This window comes from Cognataquiflexum nitidum, from assembly GCF_022538055.1.
Taxonomy (GTDB): Bacteria; Bacteroidota; Bacteroidia; order Cytophagales; family Cyclobacteriaceae; genus Cognataquiflexum; species Cognataquiflexum nitidum.
This window is the reverse complement of the sequence record NZ_JAKZAM010000035.1, coordinates 35,491-53,131: the sequence shown is the minus strand read 5'-3', so window position 1 is coordinate 53,131 and position 17,641 is coordinate 35,491. Positions and strand designations below refer to the sequence as shown.

Annotated in this window: 15 protein-coding genes and 1 tRNA gene; 6 read left to right on the top strand and 10 right to left on the bottom strand. The window is 39.6% G+C overall.

Going from position 1 to position 17,641, the window contains the following annotated elements:
* A partial coding sequence (locus tag MMU07_RS18945) for a right-handed parallel beta-helix repeat-containing protein (protein WP_241128175.1) occupies positions 1-1,283 on the bottom strand: 1,283 nt, incomplete at its 3' end.
* Positions 1,284-2,098: 815 nt separating this feature from the next.
* Positions 2,099-2,172, bottom strand: a tRNA-Pro gene (locus MMU07_RS18940).
* Between the two features lie 208 nt (positions 2,173-2,380).
* On the opposite strand from MMU07_RS18940, the gene MMU07_RS18935 reads away from it, so the two are divergent.
* Entirely contained in the window at positions 2,381-2,797 is a 417-nt protein-coding gene (locus MMU07_RS18935; RefSeq protein ID WP_241128174.1) for a CBS domain-containing protein, read from the top strand.
* Positions 2,798-3,171: 374 nt separating this feature from the next.
* Here MMU07_RS18935 and MMU07_RS18930 read toward each other — a convergent pair whose 3' ends face one another.
* From MMU07_RS18930 to MMU07_RS18895, 8 genes are all read right to left on the bottom strand, one after another.
* Positions 3,172-3,555, bottom strand: coding sequence for a DUF4174 domain-containing protein (locus MMU07_RS18930; RefSeq protein ID WP_241128177.1), 384 nt, complete (start codon positions 3,553-3,555; stop codon positions 3,172-3,174).
* Between the two features lie 69 nt (positions 3,556-3,624).
* Complete coding sequence (locus MMU07_RS18925) at positions 3,625-4,914, bottom strand: metallophosphoesterase (RefSeq protein ID WP_241128173.1); 1,290 nt, start codon at positions 4,912-4,914, stop codon at positions 3,625-3,627.
* A gap of 188 nt (positions 4,915-5,102) precedes the next feature.
* Positions 5,103-5,942, bottom strand: a complete 840-nt coding sequence (locus tag MMU07_RS18920; protein WP_241128172.1) for a transglutaminase family protein — start codon at positions 5,940-5,942, stop codon at positions 5,103-5,105.
* A gap of 3 nt (positions 5,943-5,945) precedes the next feature.
* Positions 5,946-6,683: a proteasome-type protease gene (locus MMU07_RS18915; protein WP_241128171.1), complete on the bottom strand. Its 738-nt coding sequence runs from the start codon at positions 6,681-6,683 to the stop codon at positions 5,946-5,948.
* Positions 6,680-7,660, bottom strand: a complete 981-nt coding sequence (locus MMU07_RS18910; RefSeq protein ID WP_241128170.1) for an alpha-E domain-containing protein — start codon at positions 7,658-7,660, stop codon at positions 6,680-6,682. The genes MMU07_RS18915 and MMU07_RS18910 overlap by 4 nt, the downstream gene beginning before the upstream one ends.
* A gap of 6 nt (positions 7,661-7,666) precedes the next feature.
* A complete protein-coding gene (locus tag MMU07_RS18905) occupies positions 7,667-9,094 on the bottom strand; it encodes a circularly permuted type 2 ATP-grasp protein (protein ID WP_241128169.1) in 1,428 nt (475 codons plus the stop codon).
* Between the two features lie 186 nt (positions 9,095-9,280).
* The gene (metG, locus tag MMU07_RS18900; RefSeq protein WP_241128168.1) at positions 9,281-11,341 is read right to left on the bottom strand and encodes a methionine--tRNA ligase; all 2,061 of its coding nucleotides are present in this window, start codon (positions 11,339-11,341) and stop codon (positions 9,281-9,283) included.
* A 50-nt stretch (positions 11,342-11,391) separates the two neighbouring features.
* On the bottom strand, positions 11,392-12,024 hold the full coding sequence (locus MMU07_RS18895) for a TetR/AcrR family transcriptional regulator (protein WP_241128167.1): 633 nt from the start codon (positions 12,022-12,024) through the stop codon (positions 11,392-11,394).
* Positions 12,025-12,173: 149 nt separating this feature from the next.
* Between MMU07_RS18895 and ligA the strand changes: the two genes are divergently transcribed.
* From ligA to xseB, 5 genes are read left to right on the top strand one after another with little or no spacing between them, the layout of a single operon-like run.
* Positions 12,174-14,639 (top strand): NAD-dependent DNA ligase LigA, encoded by a 2,466-nt coding sequence (ligA, locus tag MMU07_RS18890; RefSeq protein WP_241128166.1) that lies wholly within the window; start codon positions 12,174-12,176, stop codon positions 14,637-14,639.
* A complete protein-coding gene (locus MMU07_RS18885; RefSeq protein ID WP_241128165.1) occupies positions 14,636-15,136 on the top strand; it encodes a DUF6913 domain-containing protein in 501 nt (166 codons plus the stop codon). Before ligA ends, MMU07_RS18885 begins: the two co-directional genes overlap by 4 nt.
* Complete coding sequence (gene dapA, locus MMU07_RS18880; protein WP_241128164.1) at positions 15,130-15,987, top strand: 4-hydroxy-tetrahydrodipicolinate synthase; 858 nt, start codon at positions 15,130-15,132, stop codon at positions 15,985-15,987. The genes MMU07_RS18885 and dapA overlap by 7 nt, the downstream gene beginning before the upstream one ends.
* Before the next feature lie 60 nt (positions 15,988-16,047).
* Complete coding sequence (gene xseA / locus MMU07_RS18875; RefSeq protein ID WP_241128163.1) at positions 16,048-17,364, top strand: exodeoxyribonuclease VII large subunit; 1,317 nt, start codon at positions 16,048-16,050, stop codon at positions 17,362-17,364.
* The gene (gene xseB / locus MMU07_RS18870; protein WP_241128162.1) at positions 17,354-17,557 is read left to right on the top strand and encodes an exodeoxyribonuclease VII small subunit; all 204 of its coding nucleotides are present in this window, start codon (positions 17,354-17,356) and stop codon (positions 17,555-17,557) included. The genes xseA and xseB overlap by 11 nt, the downstream gene beginning before the upstream one ends.
* Positions 17,558-17,641: the final 84 nt, after the last annotated feature.

The following is a 17,641-nucleotide window of genomic DNA, read 5'->3' as shown; positions in this document are numbered from 1 at the left end:
GTGCCCGTAACCTTAAATCCATCTATGTTTATTCCACTGCTTCGCAAAGAAAACGTTCCACTCAAGATGGATTCCGCAACCCGAGTTCCTGTATTTGGATTGATACCAAAATTGGCGCCTCGAAGTTCTATACTCTTGTTAATAATAGGATTTTGGGTATAGGTTCCTTCCTGAACATTGATAATATCATCCAATGCAGCGTAATCAATAGCAGTTTGAATATTACTATTTACCGAATTCAGCAAATATTGATTACTGGGAACATAATAAACCAATCCATTTCGGTTACCTCTCGTACGATGAAACATTGTGCTTTCGATCCCAAAAAGAGTTGCAAGTGGTAGGGCATTGAAAGCAATACCATTGTAAGTACCTGCAGAAATATCCAATCTAAAGTCTGCTGTAACGTTGGAAAGATTTACAAAGGTACTGATTAGTGCTTTATACTCGTTGGCACCTAAAGCAAATGAACCTGAAGTTGGAGAGGTCCCACCAAAAGCCAAATAAGTACCACTGTTTTGAAAAGTATTTCCAGAAAGAGATATCCCCGACCCCATATCATCAATGTTGATAGCAGTTCGGCAATTTTCAAAAAGGTTATCCTCTATATTAATTACCCCCAAAGGTCCATTCAAAAAGATTCCAGAGTTCCATGTTTTATGACCACTGAATAGACCACCTGAAACATCACCTGTGAATTTATTATTAAGGATGTTTCTGATACCATTTCCATTTGAAATTTCAATACCTCTTACAGTACTTCCTGTAGTATTGCCAAAACGTTCAATAATATTGTTTTGAATTGTCACTTCAGATTCACCACCTAAAGAAATTGGAGTAACCGTATTGGTTTGGAAAATATGAAAGCCATCGATAATTACAGTATTGGATCCGAGGATACTTATATTACCATCCGATATGATTGATTCCAAGACTCTCGAACCAGAATTACCATCTATTCCAACATTTGCTCCTCGAAGCTCAATATTTTTATTAATTACAATATCTTCTGTATAGGTGCCAGGAAATACCACCAATACATGTCCATCGGAAGCCAAATTTACTGCCCCTTGGATTGTTTCACTAAAACCAATCAGAGGAAGAGTTAAGGTTTCATCAGAATAAACCAAAACCAAATTGGCAATTGCATTTTTGTTATTGATATTGGGTTGGAGCTCACTTCCAAAAGAAGGAGGATGAAGCAAAGTAAAAGTAATAAAGAAAAGGAAAAACCTGGAAATAAAATTTCCAAACGATCCCTGAAGTAGGATTTTATAGTTCATGACATTTGTTTTTAAGTTGAACAAAAGTTTAATTTTAAAATTATGCGGCTATACCTAATGCCTTTTTAAAAGAGTTTAGATTTTTGTTTAAATACCTAAGATGAATCAAAACATTTTAAGCTTGGTTTGGAAAGACTTAAACATCTCCTTAGGAATCTAATTAATTCAAAAATTGCGAAATTTATTTTATTATATCTTTTCATATTTTTTTTATATTATTTTTTACTAAAATATAATTATTATAAATATTATTTAATTAGTAATTAGAAGCACTTCAATTATTTATAAAGGTTTTGAGTTAATTTCTTATCTTAAATTTCAAATGAATATCATAAAAAAGTATTTAATAGACAAATTTTTGTATATAAAAAGTATTAAATTAATAATTTGATAAAACAAAGGTTGACTAAAAAAATATCTATTGACACCAAATGACAATAATTTGGTAACTATATATAACTAAAAAATAATCTTTAAATTTTATTAATAATAAGGATTTACTTTTTTTACTACTTTTTTTTATTTTTTATATTTAAAATATAATTATTCATTTATTTAAAAAAGTAAATAAAAAATAGATTCCTAGAAATATATTTTTAAGGATTTATTTGAAGAAAATCGATCGTTCTAAATATAGTTTCTTAAGTCTTGAAGAATACTTATTCCTATAGAACCTGAAAATTAAATGGGGTCAAACCCGAAATTGCGATATAAATGGGTAAAAAAATTTATTGCTACAATTTGAAAGCTTAGAATCATTATACGAAAAAAGTCCCAGTCTTTTGGAAAGGGACTTGTTATAGAATCCATAATCGTCGGGGTGACAGGATTTGAACCTGCGACCACACGCCCCCCAGACGTGTACGCTACCGGACTGCGCCACACCCCGATTCGGCTTCGAAAATACTATTTTCCTGAATAATTCTAAAATGCAAGACGATTTTGTTACTTTTTATCCTCATACAAAAGAAAAACAACTTAAAAAAAATCGTTTTTTTAATCTATTAAGGTCAAAATCAACTTTGAATATGACTTTCATCAGGTTTGGATTTTTGACATAATGGTACATTAGGGTACTTAAATAAACCCTATAAATCATGAAAAAGCGGGAACCAGTAAAGGAAATAATGACCAAAGAGGTATTCACTGTACAGGAAAATGAAAAACTGTCTACAGTGGTGGAAATGTTCAGAAAACACAAAATCAGGCATATTCCGGTATTAGAAGGAAAAAAAATAACGGGTATCATCAGCCGTACAGATATCAACAGGCTGACATTTGGCGCTCTTTTTGAAAATCAGGAAGGTGCGGATGAGGCTGTTTTGGAGATCTTAAGCATCAATCAGGTAATGACTGCAAAACCAAAAGTAGTCTCGGAAGATGATTCTATTAAAGAAATTGCTGAAATTTTCGCCCATGAAGAATTTCACGCATTGCCTGTCGTGTCAGGAGATGAACTGAAAGGAATTGTAACAACCACTGACGTAATAAAATACCTACTCGACCAATATTAAAGATTAAACAATCTTGATTCAGAATCGCAAAATTGTGAAAATCTTGGAATCATGGATACGCTCTGACAAGACTTACAAATCACCGATTTGGGATTGGATTTAAGCGACTGATTTATAGCTTCATAACTATTATTGAAAGGTCCTAAGTATAGCCTATCATGAAATGAGGGGATTTTAGAACATTCACGGTGGTGGATTTCAAACTCCCCTTCTTCATTCGGGATGGAGGATAAGTAGTAAAATTTCATTGAATAGCTATTTAACTCATTCAAATTTAAAAATTTTCACCCCCCAAAAAAATAACCTAAACAAGGTATTTTTGATCCAATCGTAGTAAAAGAGTCATTTCTTATAAAAAGAATCCAACAAAAAAATCAAAGGGATTTTCTGATTTCTGACTGCCTCATCGGCATAGAGTCTATGGTTTTGAATATATAATCCCAATCAGGTTTTCCTTCTACCTGTAACTTAACCCCTCCATCTAATCCTATTAAAACCCAGTTGCTTTTTCCTTTTGCAGGAGAATACTTTTCCTGAAGTCCTTTGAGATAGTTTTGATCAAATGAAGCCTTAGAATTGGTAATGAATTGCTCTCCAATGGATAGAAAAATAATTTTTCTTTCATTCATTCCTTTCTCAATAGGTTTTATAGCAAACTTGGGATTTTGATTTTCAGCAGGAAAAAAAAGTACAATTCGATTTTTCCACCTCAACTCTTCTAGTGTCACAGTTTCTTTTCCCTCCAAAGTGAAAAACATCAAAACTAAAGTCAACCAAATCATAAATTCAAAACCAAACAATGTATACTTTGTTCATAATTCACAATCCTAATTTTTGGCTGAAGCCAAATGGATGGAATCAGGCTTTTTACCCTTTTTCAACTCAATCACCGTAATCTCCGGCCATATCCCTACCCTTCCTGCAAATGCGTGGAAACCAAAACCTCTATTGACATATAAATAACTTCCGGCTTCCTCTGCCAAGCCGGCCCAATTAGGATATCGGTATTGGACAGGACTCCATTTGACCAATTGGGTTTCAATACCAAACTGCATACCGTGGGTATGTCCTGAAAGCGTCAGATGAACAGGATTGGGATTGTTTTTGACTTGGGCATCCCAATGGGATGGATCGTGGGAAAGCAAAATTTTGAAATCCCCGTTTTCAGTTCCCTCCAAAGCTTTTTGCAAGTCGCCTTTTTCTTTGAAGCCTACTCCCCAATTTTCAACCCCGGCGAGTATAATGGATTGCCCGTCTTTTTCTATCCTGATATTTTCATCCAACATCAAATCAAAACCAAGTTTGGCATGCTGTTTCTTTAGTTTTTCGAAGTTTTCTTTCTTAGCTTCAGGGCTCGGCCACGAGGAATAATCCCCGTAATCATGGTTTCCCAAGATTGAAAACTGACCATACTTAGCCTTTATTTTTGAAAATTCTTTTATCAAGGGTTCAATCTCCTCTGCCCTGTGGTTGACGAGGTCACCTGTAAAAACAAAAAGATCAGATTTTTGATCAATTACCATCTGAACCCCACTTGCCACAGCTTGATGATCCTTTAAGCTTCCGGAATGGATATCAGAAATCTGTGTAATGGTAAAGCCGTCAAAGGCTTCAGGCAAATCCTCAAAGTATAAGACTTCCCGGTGAACTTTGAAATTGTATTTACCATACTTGATCCCATAAACAAAGCTGAAAAGGGGTACTGAAGCGGCCGTCAAAGCCAAAACACTCACCCAAACTGTCCTGGATGGAAAGGAATATCCTTTGGCACCATTCATCGCAAAAATCGATATGGCTTGGATATTTCTGATGATATCTTCTCCTAAGAGGACAAAAACAATGACAAGCTGCGTCACAATCAAAGTAAGAAATACACTTGATAAGGTTTGGGCTGAAGATGCAAACTCTCCTGTTGAAAAAACCTGAACAGATTTAAATACAAGCCAGGTCAACAAGCTCAACATAAATGCCCAATAGGACCATTTGATCAATTGTTGGATGCGAATAAGGTCGATTCCCATGCTGACGGTTCTGATCGCCTGAAATACATACCAACTCAGAAAGAGAATAAATAAAAAGAGGATGGAAAGAAATATAATTGGTCCTGATTGACTCATTGTTGTGAAGATCTACAATGGTTTATACATATTCCAACCTGTTTTTGTTCATTTTGGAAAAAATAAAGGAAATGGAGAATTGGTTAAGGAGTTATCGGATTGTGTCTTGATTGTCCAAGGAGTAAGGAAATATGAAAATTACAAGGCTCAAAAAATATAGTAACCTACCTAACGATTTTGAAAAAAAATCAAACAACCTCAATCACTACATCAGTGGTCAAATGAGACTGTGAGGTGCCACCGTAATTCCCTACAACCGGTGATGCAAACTTTGGATCATAACTGATTGCCAAAGGAATATATCGGCTATCTGCCAATAAACCCAAACTTGGATCCAAACCTATCCATGACGCTCCGGGGAGAAATACTTCCACCCAGGCATGAAGCTCATGTCCTGCGTCCAATTCAGGGTTGAAAGCATAGCCGCTTACAAACCTGCACGCCAATCCTATACTTCTCAGCATGGACATCAGCATCCATGACAAATCACGGCAAGAACCCATTTTACTATCAAAAACCTCCCCCAAAGGCATAATACCCTCCTCATGACGGATGACATGTTCCCATTTGGAATGGATTTTTGCCAAAAGCAAAACCAAAAAACCTACCAGACCATCTGATTCTTTCATCACACTTTTGACGAAATCATCCAAACCGGGCAGTTTTTCTCCCTCAATATATATCCTTAAATAATCTCTGACTTCCTCAGGATAGGAAAAAGTACCAAAAGGAAAAACGGGCTGCGGTTGGATGATAAATCCGTAGGGATTAAACTCCCCAACTTCTATTTCAAAATCACTTTTGATTTCCAAAAAATCCGATTCACCTGTAAACCAAGCTTGAAAGTATGGATTATTCTCAAAATTGATCCTTTCGTGAAATCCCAAAGGGGTAGGAAAAACAGTCCAGTTTGATTTTAAAACCTTGAAATAAAAACGCTGTAACGGAATCAGGTAAAATTCATGGATATTAAGCTGTACTTTCTGATCGTAAGTATATCTTGTAGAATGTCTGATCCTTAATTTCATTTTTTAGTTAGATACTATTTCTTCCTCCCTAAAAGCATTGTGCAGGATATCTGCAGGAAGTACTTTGATGGCTTCCTTGAGCCGGCTGTTCCAAAATGCCGAAATATGTTCAAGCTCTTTTTGCTCAAATCTTTTTTCAATGATATGGTAGGCATCATTTTCCAACACCACCGTATCTATTGGATAATCCACATCATTGGCTGAAATCCTGGTGGCGTCAAATGCCAAGAAAGCACATTTAAGTGCATATTCCAAAGATTCTTCATAGCCCAATGACCTCCTCAAAACAGGATTGCCGGCACCTGTATTCCCGATGATTACAAAAGGCGTGCCCTTTCTGATCTCAATCCAATTCCCTTGAGGATAAAGCAGGTAAAGCTTTGGTTCTTTGTCATGTTCCAATTGTCCACCTATGATGGAAAAAAGATTGAAAGAAAGCCCTGCTTCTTCAAGGTACTCTTTATCCTCCTTGGCAACTATTTTTACCTGATTCCCAAATTCATTGACTGCTTTGTACAGTTTTGTGAAGTTTTCGTCCTGCTCCTCGATCACTTCTGTAAAATAAGTAATTGCCTTGTCCCTTACGGAACGCAATCCGGAGGTCATGATAAAAAAAGAATGTTTCTCTCTATTTACGGTAAAAACTTTCTTGGAAGTGGTAGTGTCGTTACCGGATGTAATTCGGGTGTCAGATAATCCAACAATTCCGTTTTTTGTTTTTATTCCGAGGCAAAAGGTCATTCCTGAATCTGAGTTTGATTGATAAAGTTATCCTTAATTTGGAAGAAGTTGGTATTTATTTTATTCGAAACATCATTTATTTTTATTTGGAGTTGGTCAAGATACTCGTGAAGACCTATATCGATTATCTCTTCCACATCGGTAAACTCTAGGTTTGACCTCAATTCTCCTATGGCTTTTTCTGCAGAATTCTTGTAACCGCTGTCTGCCAGACCGGAAATTTTGTGAAGACAACTTTCAGCTTCCCTGATGCAATAAAACACTGACCTCGGAAAGTACTTATTCAGAATCAGAAACTCCACCACTTTTGCAGGTTCAATATTCCCATACAGTCTCCTGTAGGTGTTGAAGGCAGTGACAGACTTCAACAGCGCCGTCCAATGCAAAAAATCCAAAGGACTTCCCACCAAACTCGGGGCGGGAAGCAGGATGTGGTATTTGACGTCCACAATCCGGCTGGTTTTGTCTGCCCGTTCCAAAAACAGCCCCAATTGCCTAAAATACCAGCCTTCTGTCCTTGCCACGGTACTGTCTGCAAGTCCATAAAGTAGAAGAACTTGATTCTTTACACTTTCAAAAAAAGCCCTAGGGTCTTCTTTGTTCCAATCTTTTTTATCCGCCCTTTTCAAAACAAAATGATACAATTCATTCAGGTTTTCCCAAGTTTCCTTGGTCAGGTTTTCTCGGATAACCCTGGCATTTTCTCTTGCATACGAGATAGAAGAAATGATCGAGTTTGGATTATCTGTATCAAATGTCAAAAAATGGATGACATCTTTTCTTTCAAAATTTTTATGCTTGGTCTTATAGATTTCATTGTCACCTGTGGTGATGACCAAGGGTTCCCACTGCTCTTTCAAGTCAGGCGGAAGGTCAAGCATCAGGTTGAAATTCACATCAATAAACCTGGAATAATTTTCGGCCCTTTCGAGGTATCTCCCCAGCCAATATATCGAACTTGCAACTCTACTTAGCATAGTATTTTAATTATATAAAACCCAAGTATCTTTACTTCCCCCACCTTGGGAGCTATTGACGACCAATGACCCTTTTTTCAATGCCACCCTCGTCAGCGCTCCGGGAATCACCTCAATCTCTTGTCCATATAAAATATAGGGCCTTAGATCCACATGCCTTCCTTCCAATCCATTGTCAGTCAAAGTCGGCACTGTTGACAGGGATAAAGTTGGCTGCGCGATATAATTGGTCGGGTTGTTTTTGACAAGGTCACGGAATTTGGCATGTTCTTCTTTGGAGGCTTTTGGACCTATCAACATGCCATAGCCACCTGCAGCATTGGTTTCCTTCACAACAAGGTCTTCAATATTGTCCAAAACATATTTTCTATCCTGTTCTTCTCTGCAGAGATAAGTAGGCACATTTTCCAAAATCGGATCTTCGCCAAGGTAATATTTGATTAATCTCGGAACATAGGCATAGACAGCTTTGTCATCAGCCACGCCCGTTCCCGGAGCATTGGCAAGCGCAATATTTCCTGCTTTATAAGCCTCAAATATCCCCGGTATGCCCAACATGGAATGAGGATTGAAAGTCAATGGATCCAAGAAAGTGTCATCGATCCTTCTGTACAAAACATCAATCTGCTCCAATCCCTTAGTAGTCTGCATAAAGACTTTCTTGCCTTTGGTGATCAAGTCCACTCCCGAAACCAACTCCACTCCCATCTGCAAAGCAAGATAAGAATGCTCAAAATACGCAGAATTATAAATTCCCGGAGTCAAAACACCAACCACCGGCTTTTCTTTATTGGAAATGAATTGCAGCATTTTCAAAAGCTTGACCGGATAATCCGAAACAGGCATCACACCCAATTTATTGAATAGGTCGGGGTAAGCGCGCTTGATGATTTCACGGCTCTCGAGCATGTAAGACACACCCGACGGACAGCGGAGATTATCCTCTAGGATATAATAGTTTCCGTCATTGTTTCGGACCAAGTCTGTTCCCGTGATGTGGCACCAAATCCCTTTGGGAGGTGTAAGTCCCTCACAGGGTTTGAGGTAATCCTTGCTGCCAAGAATCAGGTCTTCCGGTACAATTTTGTCCTTCAGTACTTTCCTGTCATTATAAATATCCTGCAAAAAAAGGTTGAGCGTATGGATCCGCTGCTTCAGTCCTGCTTCTATTTTCTTCCATTCCTGATGCGCAATGATCCTCGGTATAATATCAAGATGAAGGATTTTTTCCATCCCCTGATTGTCATGGTAGACATTAAAAGTCATCCCCATAGCTACCTGTGTCTTATTGGCAGAGTATTGAAGATGAGACATCCTTTTTGAAGTGGTTTTTCCCAAAAGTTTGAGAAATTCTTGATAATGGGGTCTCACCTGACCCTCTTTGGCAAACATTTCATCAAAATTATCCCCAACTTGGTATTGATTAGTCTCCATATGGCCTGTTTTTTGGATTTAAAAATGATATGGCTTGAATATAGCTGATTTTGAAAAACAAACAAAAACTTGGACTCCGATTCATCAATTTGATAAAAATAATATCTGATCATTAAAAAATTATTAAAAATAAAAAAGCCTTGAACTGACTTTCAATTCAAGGCCTTCCACTAGGTGTATTCAATATCAGGAAATCGTCGATCCTTCAGAAGTTGGAGTATTGGGTTGAAGAAGCCTTAAGCTGCCGTCCCGGTCTTCGGCCATCAAGATCATCCCTTCGGAGTCTATCCCCATCATCTTTCTTGGCGCTAGGTTGATCAGCATCGTAACCTGCTTTCCGATCAGATCCTCAGGTTTGAAATGTTCTGCCACGCCACTCAATACTGTTTTCACTCCCAAACCTGTATCCACTGTCAATCTGAGAAGTTTTTTGGATTTTGGCATTGGTTCAGCAGTCAGGACTTTTACCACCCTCATGTCAAGTTTGGCAAAATCCTCATAAGTGATAATATCTTTCATAGGTTCTGCTTCGGCATTTGCGATTTCATTCTGTTTTTTGGTGTCCATGAGTTTTTGGATTTGGGCTTCAACGGTGGCATCCTCGATTTTGTCAAATAATAGCGCAGCCTCAAAGATCTGTTGACCGGTCTGTAACAATTCGTGGCTTCCGGCATCTTCCCATTTCAATCCCTTTAGACCAAACATCCCAAAGATTTTAGCCGAAGTGAAAGGCAAAAACGGTTCTGCAACAATGGCAAGGTTTGCAGCAAAATTAAGTGCAATATTGAGGATTGTGCCTGTCCTTTCCTTGTCATCTTTGATGGTTTTCCAAGGTTCTGTTTCTGCTAGGTATTTGTTTCCTGTACGTGCAAAATCCATTACAAATGAAAGTGCTTCTCTAAATCGGTACCTTTCGATAGAAGCCGCAATTTTTTCGGGGAAGGATTTCAATGCTTCCAAAGCATCTTTGTCCAAGTCATACAATATGCCCAAACCGGGAACATTGCCATCAAAAAACTTGTGTGTCAAAACCACTGCCCTGTTTACAAAATTGCCATAAATGGCCACAAGCTCTGAGTTGTTTCGGGATTGGAAATCCTTCCAAGTAAAATCGTTGTCCTTGGTTTCGGGGGCATTTGCAGTCAAGACATAGCGCAAAACATCCTGCTTTTCCGGAAATTGCTCCAGGTATTCGTGCAGCCAGACTGCCCAATTTCGTGAAGTAGATATTTTGTCTCCTTCGAGGTTCAGGAATTCATTTGCGGGTACATTGTCCGGAAGGACATATCCACCGTGGGTTTTGAGGATAGCGGGGAAAACAATACAATGGAAGACGATATTATCCTTTCCGATGAAATGTACCAATTTGGTATCTTCTGATTTCCAATAAGGCTCCCAATCAAATCCCTTTGCAGCAGCCCATTCTTTGGTACTGGAGATATAGCCTATCGGTGCATCAAACCAAACATAGAGGACCTTTCCTTCAGCACCTTCCACGGGCACAGGAATTCCCCAATCCATATCTCTTGTCATCGACCTCGCCTGCAAACCATCGCCGGCTTCCAACCAAGAGCGACACTGTCCAAGAACATTGTTTTTCCAATCATGGGCATGCTCGACCAAAATCCAGTTTTTAAGAAAATCGGTGTATTTGGCCAAATCGAGAAACCAATGCTTGGTTTCCTTCAAAACCGGGGTATTTCCCGAAAGCTTGGATTTCGGATTGATAAGTTCAGTTGGACTGAGTGAAGAGCCACATCTTTCACATTGGTCGCCGTATGCATGTTCATTGCCACACTTTGGGCAAGTCCCTTCTATATACCTGTCCGCAAGAAACTGTCCGGCCTCCTCATCAAAATACTGTTCGGTGGTCTGTTCCAGAAATTCTCCTTTGTCATATAGGTCCCGAAAAAATCCTGAAGCAGTTTCGTGATGGATTTTGGCGGAAGTCCTGGAATAGTGGTCAAAACTTATCCCAAACTCCTCAAAGCTTTTTTTCATCAGCTCGTGGTACCTGTCCACAACTTCCTGAGGGCTGATCCCCTCTTTTCGGGCTTTGATGGTGATGGCTACACCGTGTTCATCAGATCCTCCGACAAAAGCCACGTCCCGTCCTTGGGAGCGTAGGTATCTTACGTAAATATCGGCGGGAATATAACAACCTGCCAAATGGCCGATATGTAATGGACCATTGGCATAAGGCAAGGCAGCCGTGACTGTATATCTTTTGAATTCGCTTGGTTTCATAAGCCGTAAAGGTAGAAATTAGAATGGAAAGTGGGAATGTAAAAAGGGTTTCAAATTTGGCTTAGCTCTCTTCTTGCATCATCGGTAAGTATTCCGGTGTAGATAATCTGAATGGCTTGATCGTAGATTTCTGCAGGACTGAGTTTAAAACTCGACCGCATTTCCTCAGGAAACTGACTTAAAAATTTGTGGTCAATCAGGTTTTGGATCGCAGAGGTATAAATGAATACGATAAAAGAAACATTGACTGTGGGAAGGACATACCCTTTTTCAATCCCTTCCTGAATTAGCTTTTGGAATCGTAAATACCCCGATTCTCTGATGTAAGCCAATAAATCTGCCCAAATGGAAGGTGCATGGTCTCGGAGTTCATCCAATATCTTGGGATTGATGGTCGAAACATCCGAAGCAACGGTGCTCAAAAGAGACTTGAGCTTGACCGTATATGGGATTAATTTATTGTCCAACAATGCGCTTACCTTGAGAGAAAGTCTTGTCTTAAGGATATCAAAAGTAGCGGCAAGAAGTTCAAGCTTTCCCGGGAAATACTTGTAAAGTGTCTTCTTGCTCATTCCCAATTCTTGGGCAATTTCATCCATGGTGGTATTCTTGTAGCCTTGCTTGATAAAATATTGGTAGGCCACTTCAAGGATTTTGGTTTCGATATCTGATTTCTTGCTCATCAATTGGGATATGGTAGCAAATATAGGCATTCCACGTAATTATTGCCCACTTAGGCAAAATCTGAATTCACTCAAAAGAATCCTTGGTGTTTCTTCATACAAAAGTTAATTTTGAGATCTTACCTTTTAATTTCCATCCCAAAACCGTCATGAATCCAACTGAGGCCAAAACTCGGATTGCTCAACTCAGCAAGCAAATCAATTACCACAACCATCTTTATTATCAGGAGGACAGGACGGAAATCACCGATTTTGAGTTTGATAGCTTATTGGAGGAGTTGGTCAAACTGGAAAAACAATTCCCTGAATTCCTCGAGTCCGATAGCCCAAGCCAAAGGGTTGGCGGAACGATTACCAAGGAATTTGAAACAGCCGAGCATGGCTACCGCATGCTTTCTTTAGGGAATACCTATTCTGAGGAAGACCTTTTGGCTTTCGACGAAAGGGTTGCCAAAGGACTGGGACACCGTGATTATGAGTATTTCTGTGAATTGAAATTTGACGGTGTGGCCATCAGTTTGGTGTATGAAAACGGTCAGCTTGTCCGCGCTGTGACCCGCGGAGATGGGACACGTGGAGATGTGGTCACCGAAAACATCAAAACCATCAGAAATATCCCCTTGAAGATCCAGGGGGACAATATTCCGGACCGTTTTGAGGTGCGGGGAGAAATCTTCTTGCCAAAAAAAGAATTTGAAAAAATCAATGCTGAAAAGGAAGCATCGGGTGAAGCGACGCTAGCCAACCCAAGAAATGCCGCTTCGGGCACAGTCAAAATGCAAGACAGCGCAATAGTCGCCAAAAGGAGACTAAACTGCTACTTTTATCAATTATTGGGCGAAGATATCGGGGTTACCAAGCACAACGAAGCCATTGCCCTGATCGAAAAATGGGGGTTCAATGTCTCCCCTACCCATTCCAAATACAAGGATATTCAAGGCGTGCTTACATTCATTGAAGACTGGAAAGAAAAACGATTTTCACTCCCTTTGGATACCGATGGTGTTGTGCTTAAAATCAACGACTATGACCAAAGAGAGGAATTGGGGTTCACCGCTAAGATTCCTCGATGGGCCATTGCTTATAAATACCAGGCCGAAAGCGCAGCTACAAGGTTACTCTCCATCTCCTACCAAGTGGGCAGGACTGGCGCCATAACTCCCGTCGCCAACCTTGCCCCAGTGCACTTGGCAGGCACCACGGTCAAAAGAGCCTCACTTCACAATGCCAATGAAATCCTCCGACTAGGCCTGCATGAAGGCGACATGGTACAGGTAGAAAAAGGCGGCGAAATCATCCCTAAGATCACAGAGGTGGTTTTGGACAAAAGAATTCCCGGTTCCAAACCCATTCAATATATAGACCACTGCCCAGAGTGTGGAACCAAACTTGAAAGAAAAGAAAGCGAAGCCAAGCATTTTTGCCCCAATACCAAAGGCTGCGCGCCACAGATTCTTGGGCGAATTGAGCATTTCGTCCATAAAAGAGCAATGGACATCGACTCTTTGGGTACAGAGCGGATCAGAACTTTGATCGATCAGGGATTTATAAGAAATCCTGCAGATATATACGAATTGGAATCCAAGCAGGAAAACCTCCTCGGACTCGAAATGAGCCAAGACCAATACCAGAAGAGCGATGATGGCTTACTATATATTTCTTTGCCAAAAGCATTCTTCGCCTTAACTGAAGGAATTTCCTTGACAGCCATCCAAAGTTTCTGTGAAAGTCAATCCGGAAAACCTCTGCTGAATGTTCTTCAGAATTTTCAGGCATTTATCCGAAACAGTAAAAAGAAAACTGCACAGAATGTAGGCACTGTTCAGCTCCTGGAAAATCTCCTGATGACTTCCGAATTTCCGATTTTGGAAGATTATGTGCCTGTTTCTTTGGTATTGAGCCTTTTGATAGGCAATAGGTCAACCTTAGCCGAAATCTCAAAAGCTGCTTACCATGAAAACACCGTGCATGCAATCCTGTTAAAGATGAAGCTCGAACTTACACATGAACAGGAAGACCGTATCAAAAAACTTAAAGCCAATACCTTTCAGGAAGGTGTTATCAGTAACATGATAGAAGGGATTGCGGCTTCCAAAAACCAATCTTTTGAAAAAGTTTTGTTTGCCTTGGGAATTAGGAACATTGGAGAGAATACTGCCCAGATTCTTGCACGTCATTTCAAAAATATCGAGGCTTTAATAGCTTCAAATCCTGAGCAACTTTTGGAAATCAATGGTGTGGGAGAAACACTCGTCATCAGCTTACAAGATTACTTCCAAGATACTGAAAACCTGATAATGATCAATAGATTGAAGGAAAAAGGATTGAGGTTTGAAGTCGAAGAAAGTAATATTGTTTTGCAAAGCAATAGATTGGAAGGAATGAAAATCCTTGCCTCCGGCCGACTCAACCATTTCAAGAGAGATGAAATCATTGATTTTATTGAAGCCAATGGAGGTCAATACCTGAAAGCTGTCTCTAAAGGGCTTGATTTTATTATAGAGGGAGAAGAAATGGGGCCAAGCAAAAAAGAAAAAGCAGAGAAATTAGGTATCAAGTTGATCTCAGAAGAAGAATTTCTGAAAATGGTAGAAAAACCACCCCTAGCACCATGAACTACATCAAAAAATGGATGATCGCCTATCAGTTGGATAAATCCCTCAAAAACAAGAATAAAACCGAGGTGGAATTTCCTACAAATCCCAGACGTGTAGCCATTTTGGCTTCAAATAAAGAGGAATTTTTGGAGTCAAAAGAGATACTCAGAAAAATATGGGGATTTAATATCAGAATCATTGGCGGATATTTTTCTGAAGAAAACACAGATGCGGAAGCTATTTGCCCAATTTATTTTTCAATGTGGGGTTTGCCCACTGATTACTTCAATGAGTTTATGGAGGAAAATCTCGATTTTATTTTGATACCGACTTTACACCTTAGCCCATATTTGCGTTATTTGCTCCTCGCAAACAAAAGCAAGTTTAAGATGGGATTTTATTCAAAAGAAAATAGCCCTTTATTGGACTTTATGATCAAAAAAGAAGGTGAGGATTTAACTCCAAACCTTGAAAAGCTGATGGCTTATTTCAAAAAAATTAAAGAAACATGTTGAAACTACACGGTACGGGAGTGGCCTTAATCACCCCATTTTCTGAAGACGGATCAATTGATTTTGCAGGATTAAGAAATGTTATCAACCACGTCATAGACGGTGGTGTAGATTATTTGGTAGTATGTGGTACTACAGGCGAAAGTGCTACTTTATCCAAATCAGAAAAAAAACAGGTTCTAAATGCGGCTTTGGAATACAATGCCGGCAGGATTCCTGTCGTGTATGGTATCGGAGGAAATAATACCTCCGGAGTATTGGAAGAAATCCGAGAAACAGATTTTTCAGGGATTGACGCCATTCTTTCTGTCAGTCCATATTATAACAAGCCTACCCAAGCCGGAATAATTGCCCATTATACAGCCATAGCAGATGCTTGCCCTGTTCCGGTGATTTTGTACAATGTACCCGGTCGGACCATGTCCAATGTGGCTTTTCAGACGACAGTCCATCTTTCCCAACATCCCAACATCATAGGCATGAAGGAGGCAAGCGGTGATCTTTCCCAATGTATGAGGATTGCAGCAAGGATGCCACAGGATTTTCTTCTGATTTCGGGAGACGATATCCTGACTCCCTCCATGAGGGTAATCGGGGGTCAAGGCGTAATTTCAGTGTTGGCGAATGCTTATCCTGCTATTTTCAAGACCATCTGCCATGGCAATCTTGACGAAGCAAAAGAGGCAGCTTTCAAGCTTTTGGATATCAACCCGATGATGTATGAAGAAGCCAACCCGGTCGGATTGAAGTTTCTGATGAGCCATTTGGGAATTTGTGGAGAAACGGTTCGTCTTCCTTTGGTAAAGGCTACAGAAAGTCTGAAAGAAAGGATTTTGAAGAATCTGGTAAACTAATAAGAGGGGGCAATTCTAAACAAATATTGCCCCTACCCTATTTTTTGACTAATTTGTGACATGCAGCAGGCCATTTCCCTTTTAGCGCTTAACCAACTGATCCGTGAAACATTAGATGTTCATCTTGAACCATCTTATTGGATTGTGGCTGAAATCGGGGAACTCAAACAGGCCGGACAAGGTCATGCTTACCTCGATCTCGTAGAAAAGCAAGGGAATCAGATTGCTGCCAAAGTAAGGGCAAATATCTGGGCTTATTCCTACAGGACTATTGCAGGAAAATTTCAGGCCACAACCGGACAATCACTCCGTGCCGGAATGAAAATATTGGCACAGGCGACAGTAACTTTCCATGAATTGTACGGAATCAGCCTCAATATCAAGGACATTGACCCCAACTTCACTTTGGGAGAAAGGGCAAGAATCCGTCAGGAAATCATTGACCGTCTCTCCAGAGAAGGAATGATGGAGCTGAATAAGCGCTTTTCGCTTCCGACTGTTCCCCAAAAAATCGCTGTCATCAGTTCTGCTTCTGCTGCCGGATATGGGGATTTTGTCAATCAAATAGAACATAATAGGTTTGGATACAAAGTAGCACACAATTTATATCAAGCCACTTTACAGGGAACAGATGCAGCGGCAACAATAATTGCTGCTTTTCAAAAAATTGAAGCTGATCAAAGTAAAGAAAAATATGACATCATTGTCCTAATCCGTGGTGGAGGGGCCCAATTGGATTTGGATTGCTTTGACGATTATGGACTTGCCATTACTATTGCAAAATCTTCACTCCCGGTACTGACAGGTATAGGCCACGAAAGGGATGAAACCATCGCGGATCTTGTTTCCCACACCAAAATGAAAACCCCTACGGCAGTCGCTGAATTTATCCTTTCAGGATTTAGGGATTTTGAGGACAGGCTCAACCTTTGGACAAAAAACCTGAGCAGATTTGCAGGACAGATGTTGATACAAGAAGACAGAAAGGTATTGGATCTGGAAAACAGGTTGAAAAACCTTGTCAGATTCAATCTTGGCAAAAATGGAGAAAAGCTGGTTTTTTTTGAAAGGAGAATCCAATCCTCCTACCAAAACCAAATCAAAATCAGCACCTTATCCTTGGTTAATTTAAGTCAAAATTTAAGTAAATCATGGAGAAATTATCTTGAAAAAGAAAACCGAAAACTCGAATTATTGGAAAAAGACATGATTAAATCTGACCCAAATACTTTTTTTGAAAAAGGGTATACCCGGTCAGAAATCAATGGCATCCCGATTCACAAGACAGTGCCCGAGAAGGGTCAGGAATTAAAGACATTTTCAAAAAACAGGGTATTATCAAGCACAATCAACGAAATCAAAGACTATGGAAAATAAAGCAATGAGTTATGATCAGTCTATTCAAAGAATCGAGGAAATCGTTTCGATCCTCGAAAGTGGAGAAAAAGGAATGGATGAATTGTCTGAACTGGTAAAAGAAGCGGCTGCGCTGGTAAAAAGCTGTAAAAAGAAACTGAAATCCACTGAGTCAGAAATTTCAAAGGCGTTGGAAGACGAAAAGGAGGTGTGACAAGGAATAAAAAAATTTTTTAACTTTGGATGCTCGATACTGATTTTGATCTTTGTCGACCACCCGAATTTGATTTGTATCTTC

Bases quoted from the DNA above. Each gene is read 5' to 3' on its own strand.
- MMU07_RS18935 (WP_241128174.1), top strand. From the start codon at position 2,381: ATGAAAAAGCGGGAACCAGTAAAGGAAATAATGACCAAAGAGGTATTC.
- MMU07_RS18930 (WP_241128177.1), bottom strand. From the start codon at position 3,555: ATGTTTTTCACTTTGGAGGGAAAAGAAACTGTGACACTAGAAGAGTTG.
- MMU07_RS18925 (WP_241128173.1), bottom strand. From the start codon at position 4,914: ATGAGTCAATCAGGACCAATTATATTTCTTTCCATCCTCTTTTTATTT.
- MMU07_RS18920 (WP_241128172.1), bottom strand. From the start codon at position 5,942: ATGAAATTAAGGATCAGACATTCTACAAGATATACTTACGATCAGAAA.
- MMU07_RS18915 (WP_241128171.1), bottom strand. From the start codon at position 6,683: ATGACCTTTTGCCTCGGAATAAAAACAAAAAACGGAATTGTTGGATTA.
- MMU07_RS18910 (WP_241128170.1), bottom strand. From the start codon at position 7,660: ATGCTAAGTAGAGTTGCAAGTTCGATATATTGGCTGGGGAGATACCTC.
- MMU07_RS18905 (WP_241128169.1), bottom strand. From the start codon at position 9,094: ATGGAGACTAATCAATACCAAGTTGGGGATAATTTTGATGAAATGTTT.
- metG (WP_241128168.1), bottom strand. From the start codon at position 11,341: ATGAAACCAAGCGAATTCAAAAGATATACAGTCACGGCTGCCTTGCCT.
- MMU07_RS18895 (WP_241128167.1), bottom strand. From the start codon at position 12,024: ATGAGCAAGAAATCAGATATCGAAACCAAAATCCTTGAAGTGGCCTAC.
- ligA (WP_241128166.1), top strand. From the start codon at position 12,174: ATGAATCCAACTGAGGCCAAAACTCGGATTGCTCAACTCAGCAAGCAA.
- MMU07_RS18885 (WP_241128165.1), top strand. From the start codon at position 14,636: ATGAACTACATCAAAAAATGGATGATCGCCTATCAGTTGGATAAATCC.
- dapA (WP_241128164.1), top strand. From the start codon at position 15,130: ATGTTGAAACTACACGGTACGGGAGTGGCCTTAATCACCCCATTTTCT.
- xseA (WP_241128163.1), top strand. From the start codon at position 16,048: ATGCAGCAGGCCATTTCCCTTTTAGCGCTTAACCAACTGATCCGTGAA.
- xseB (WP_241128162.1), top strand. From the start codon at position 17,354: ATGGAAAATAAAGCAATGAGTTATGATCAGTCTATTCAAAGAATCGAG.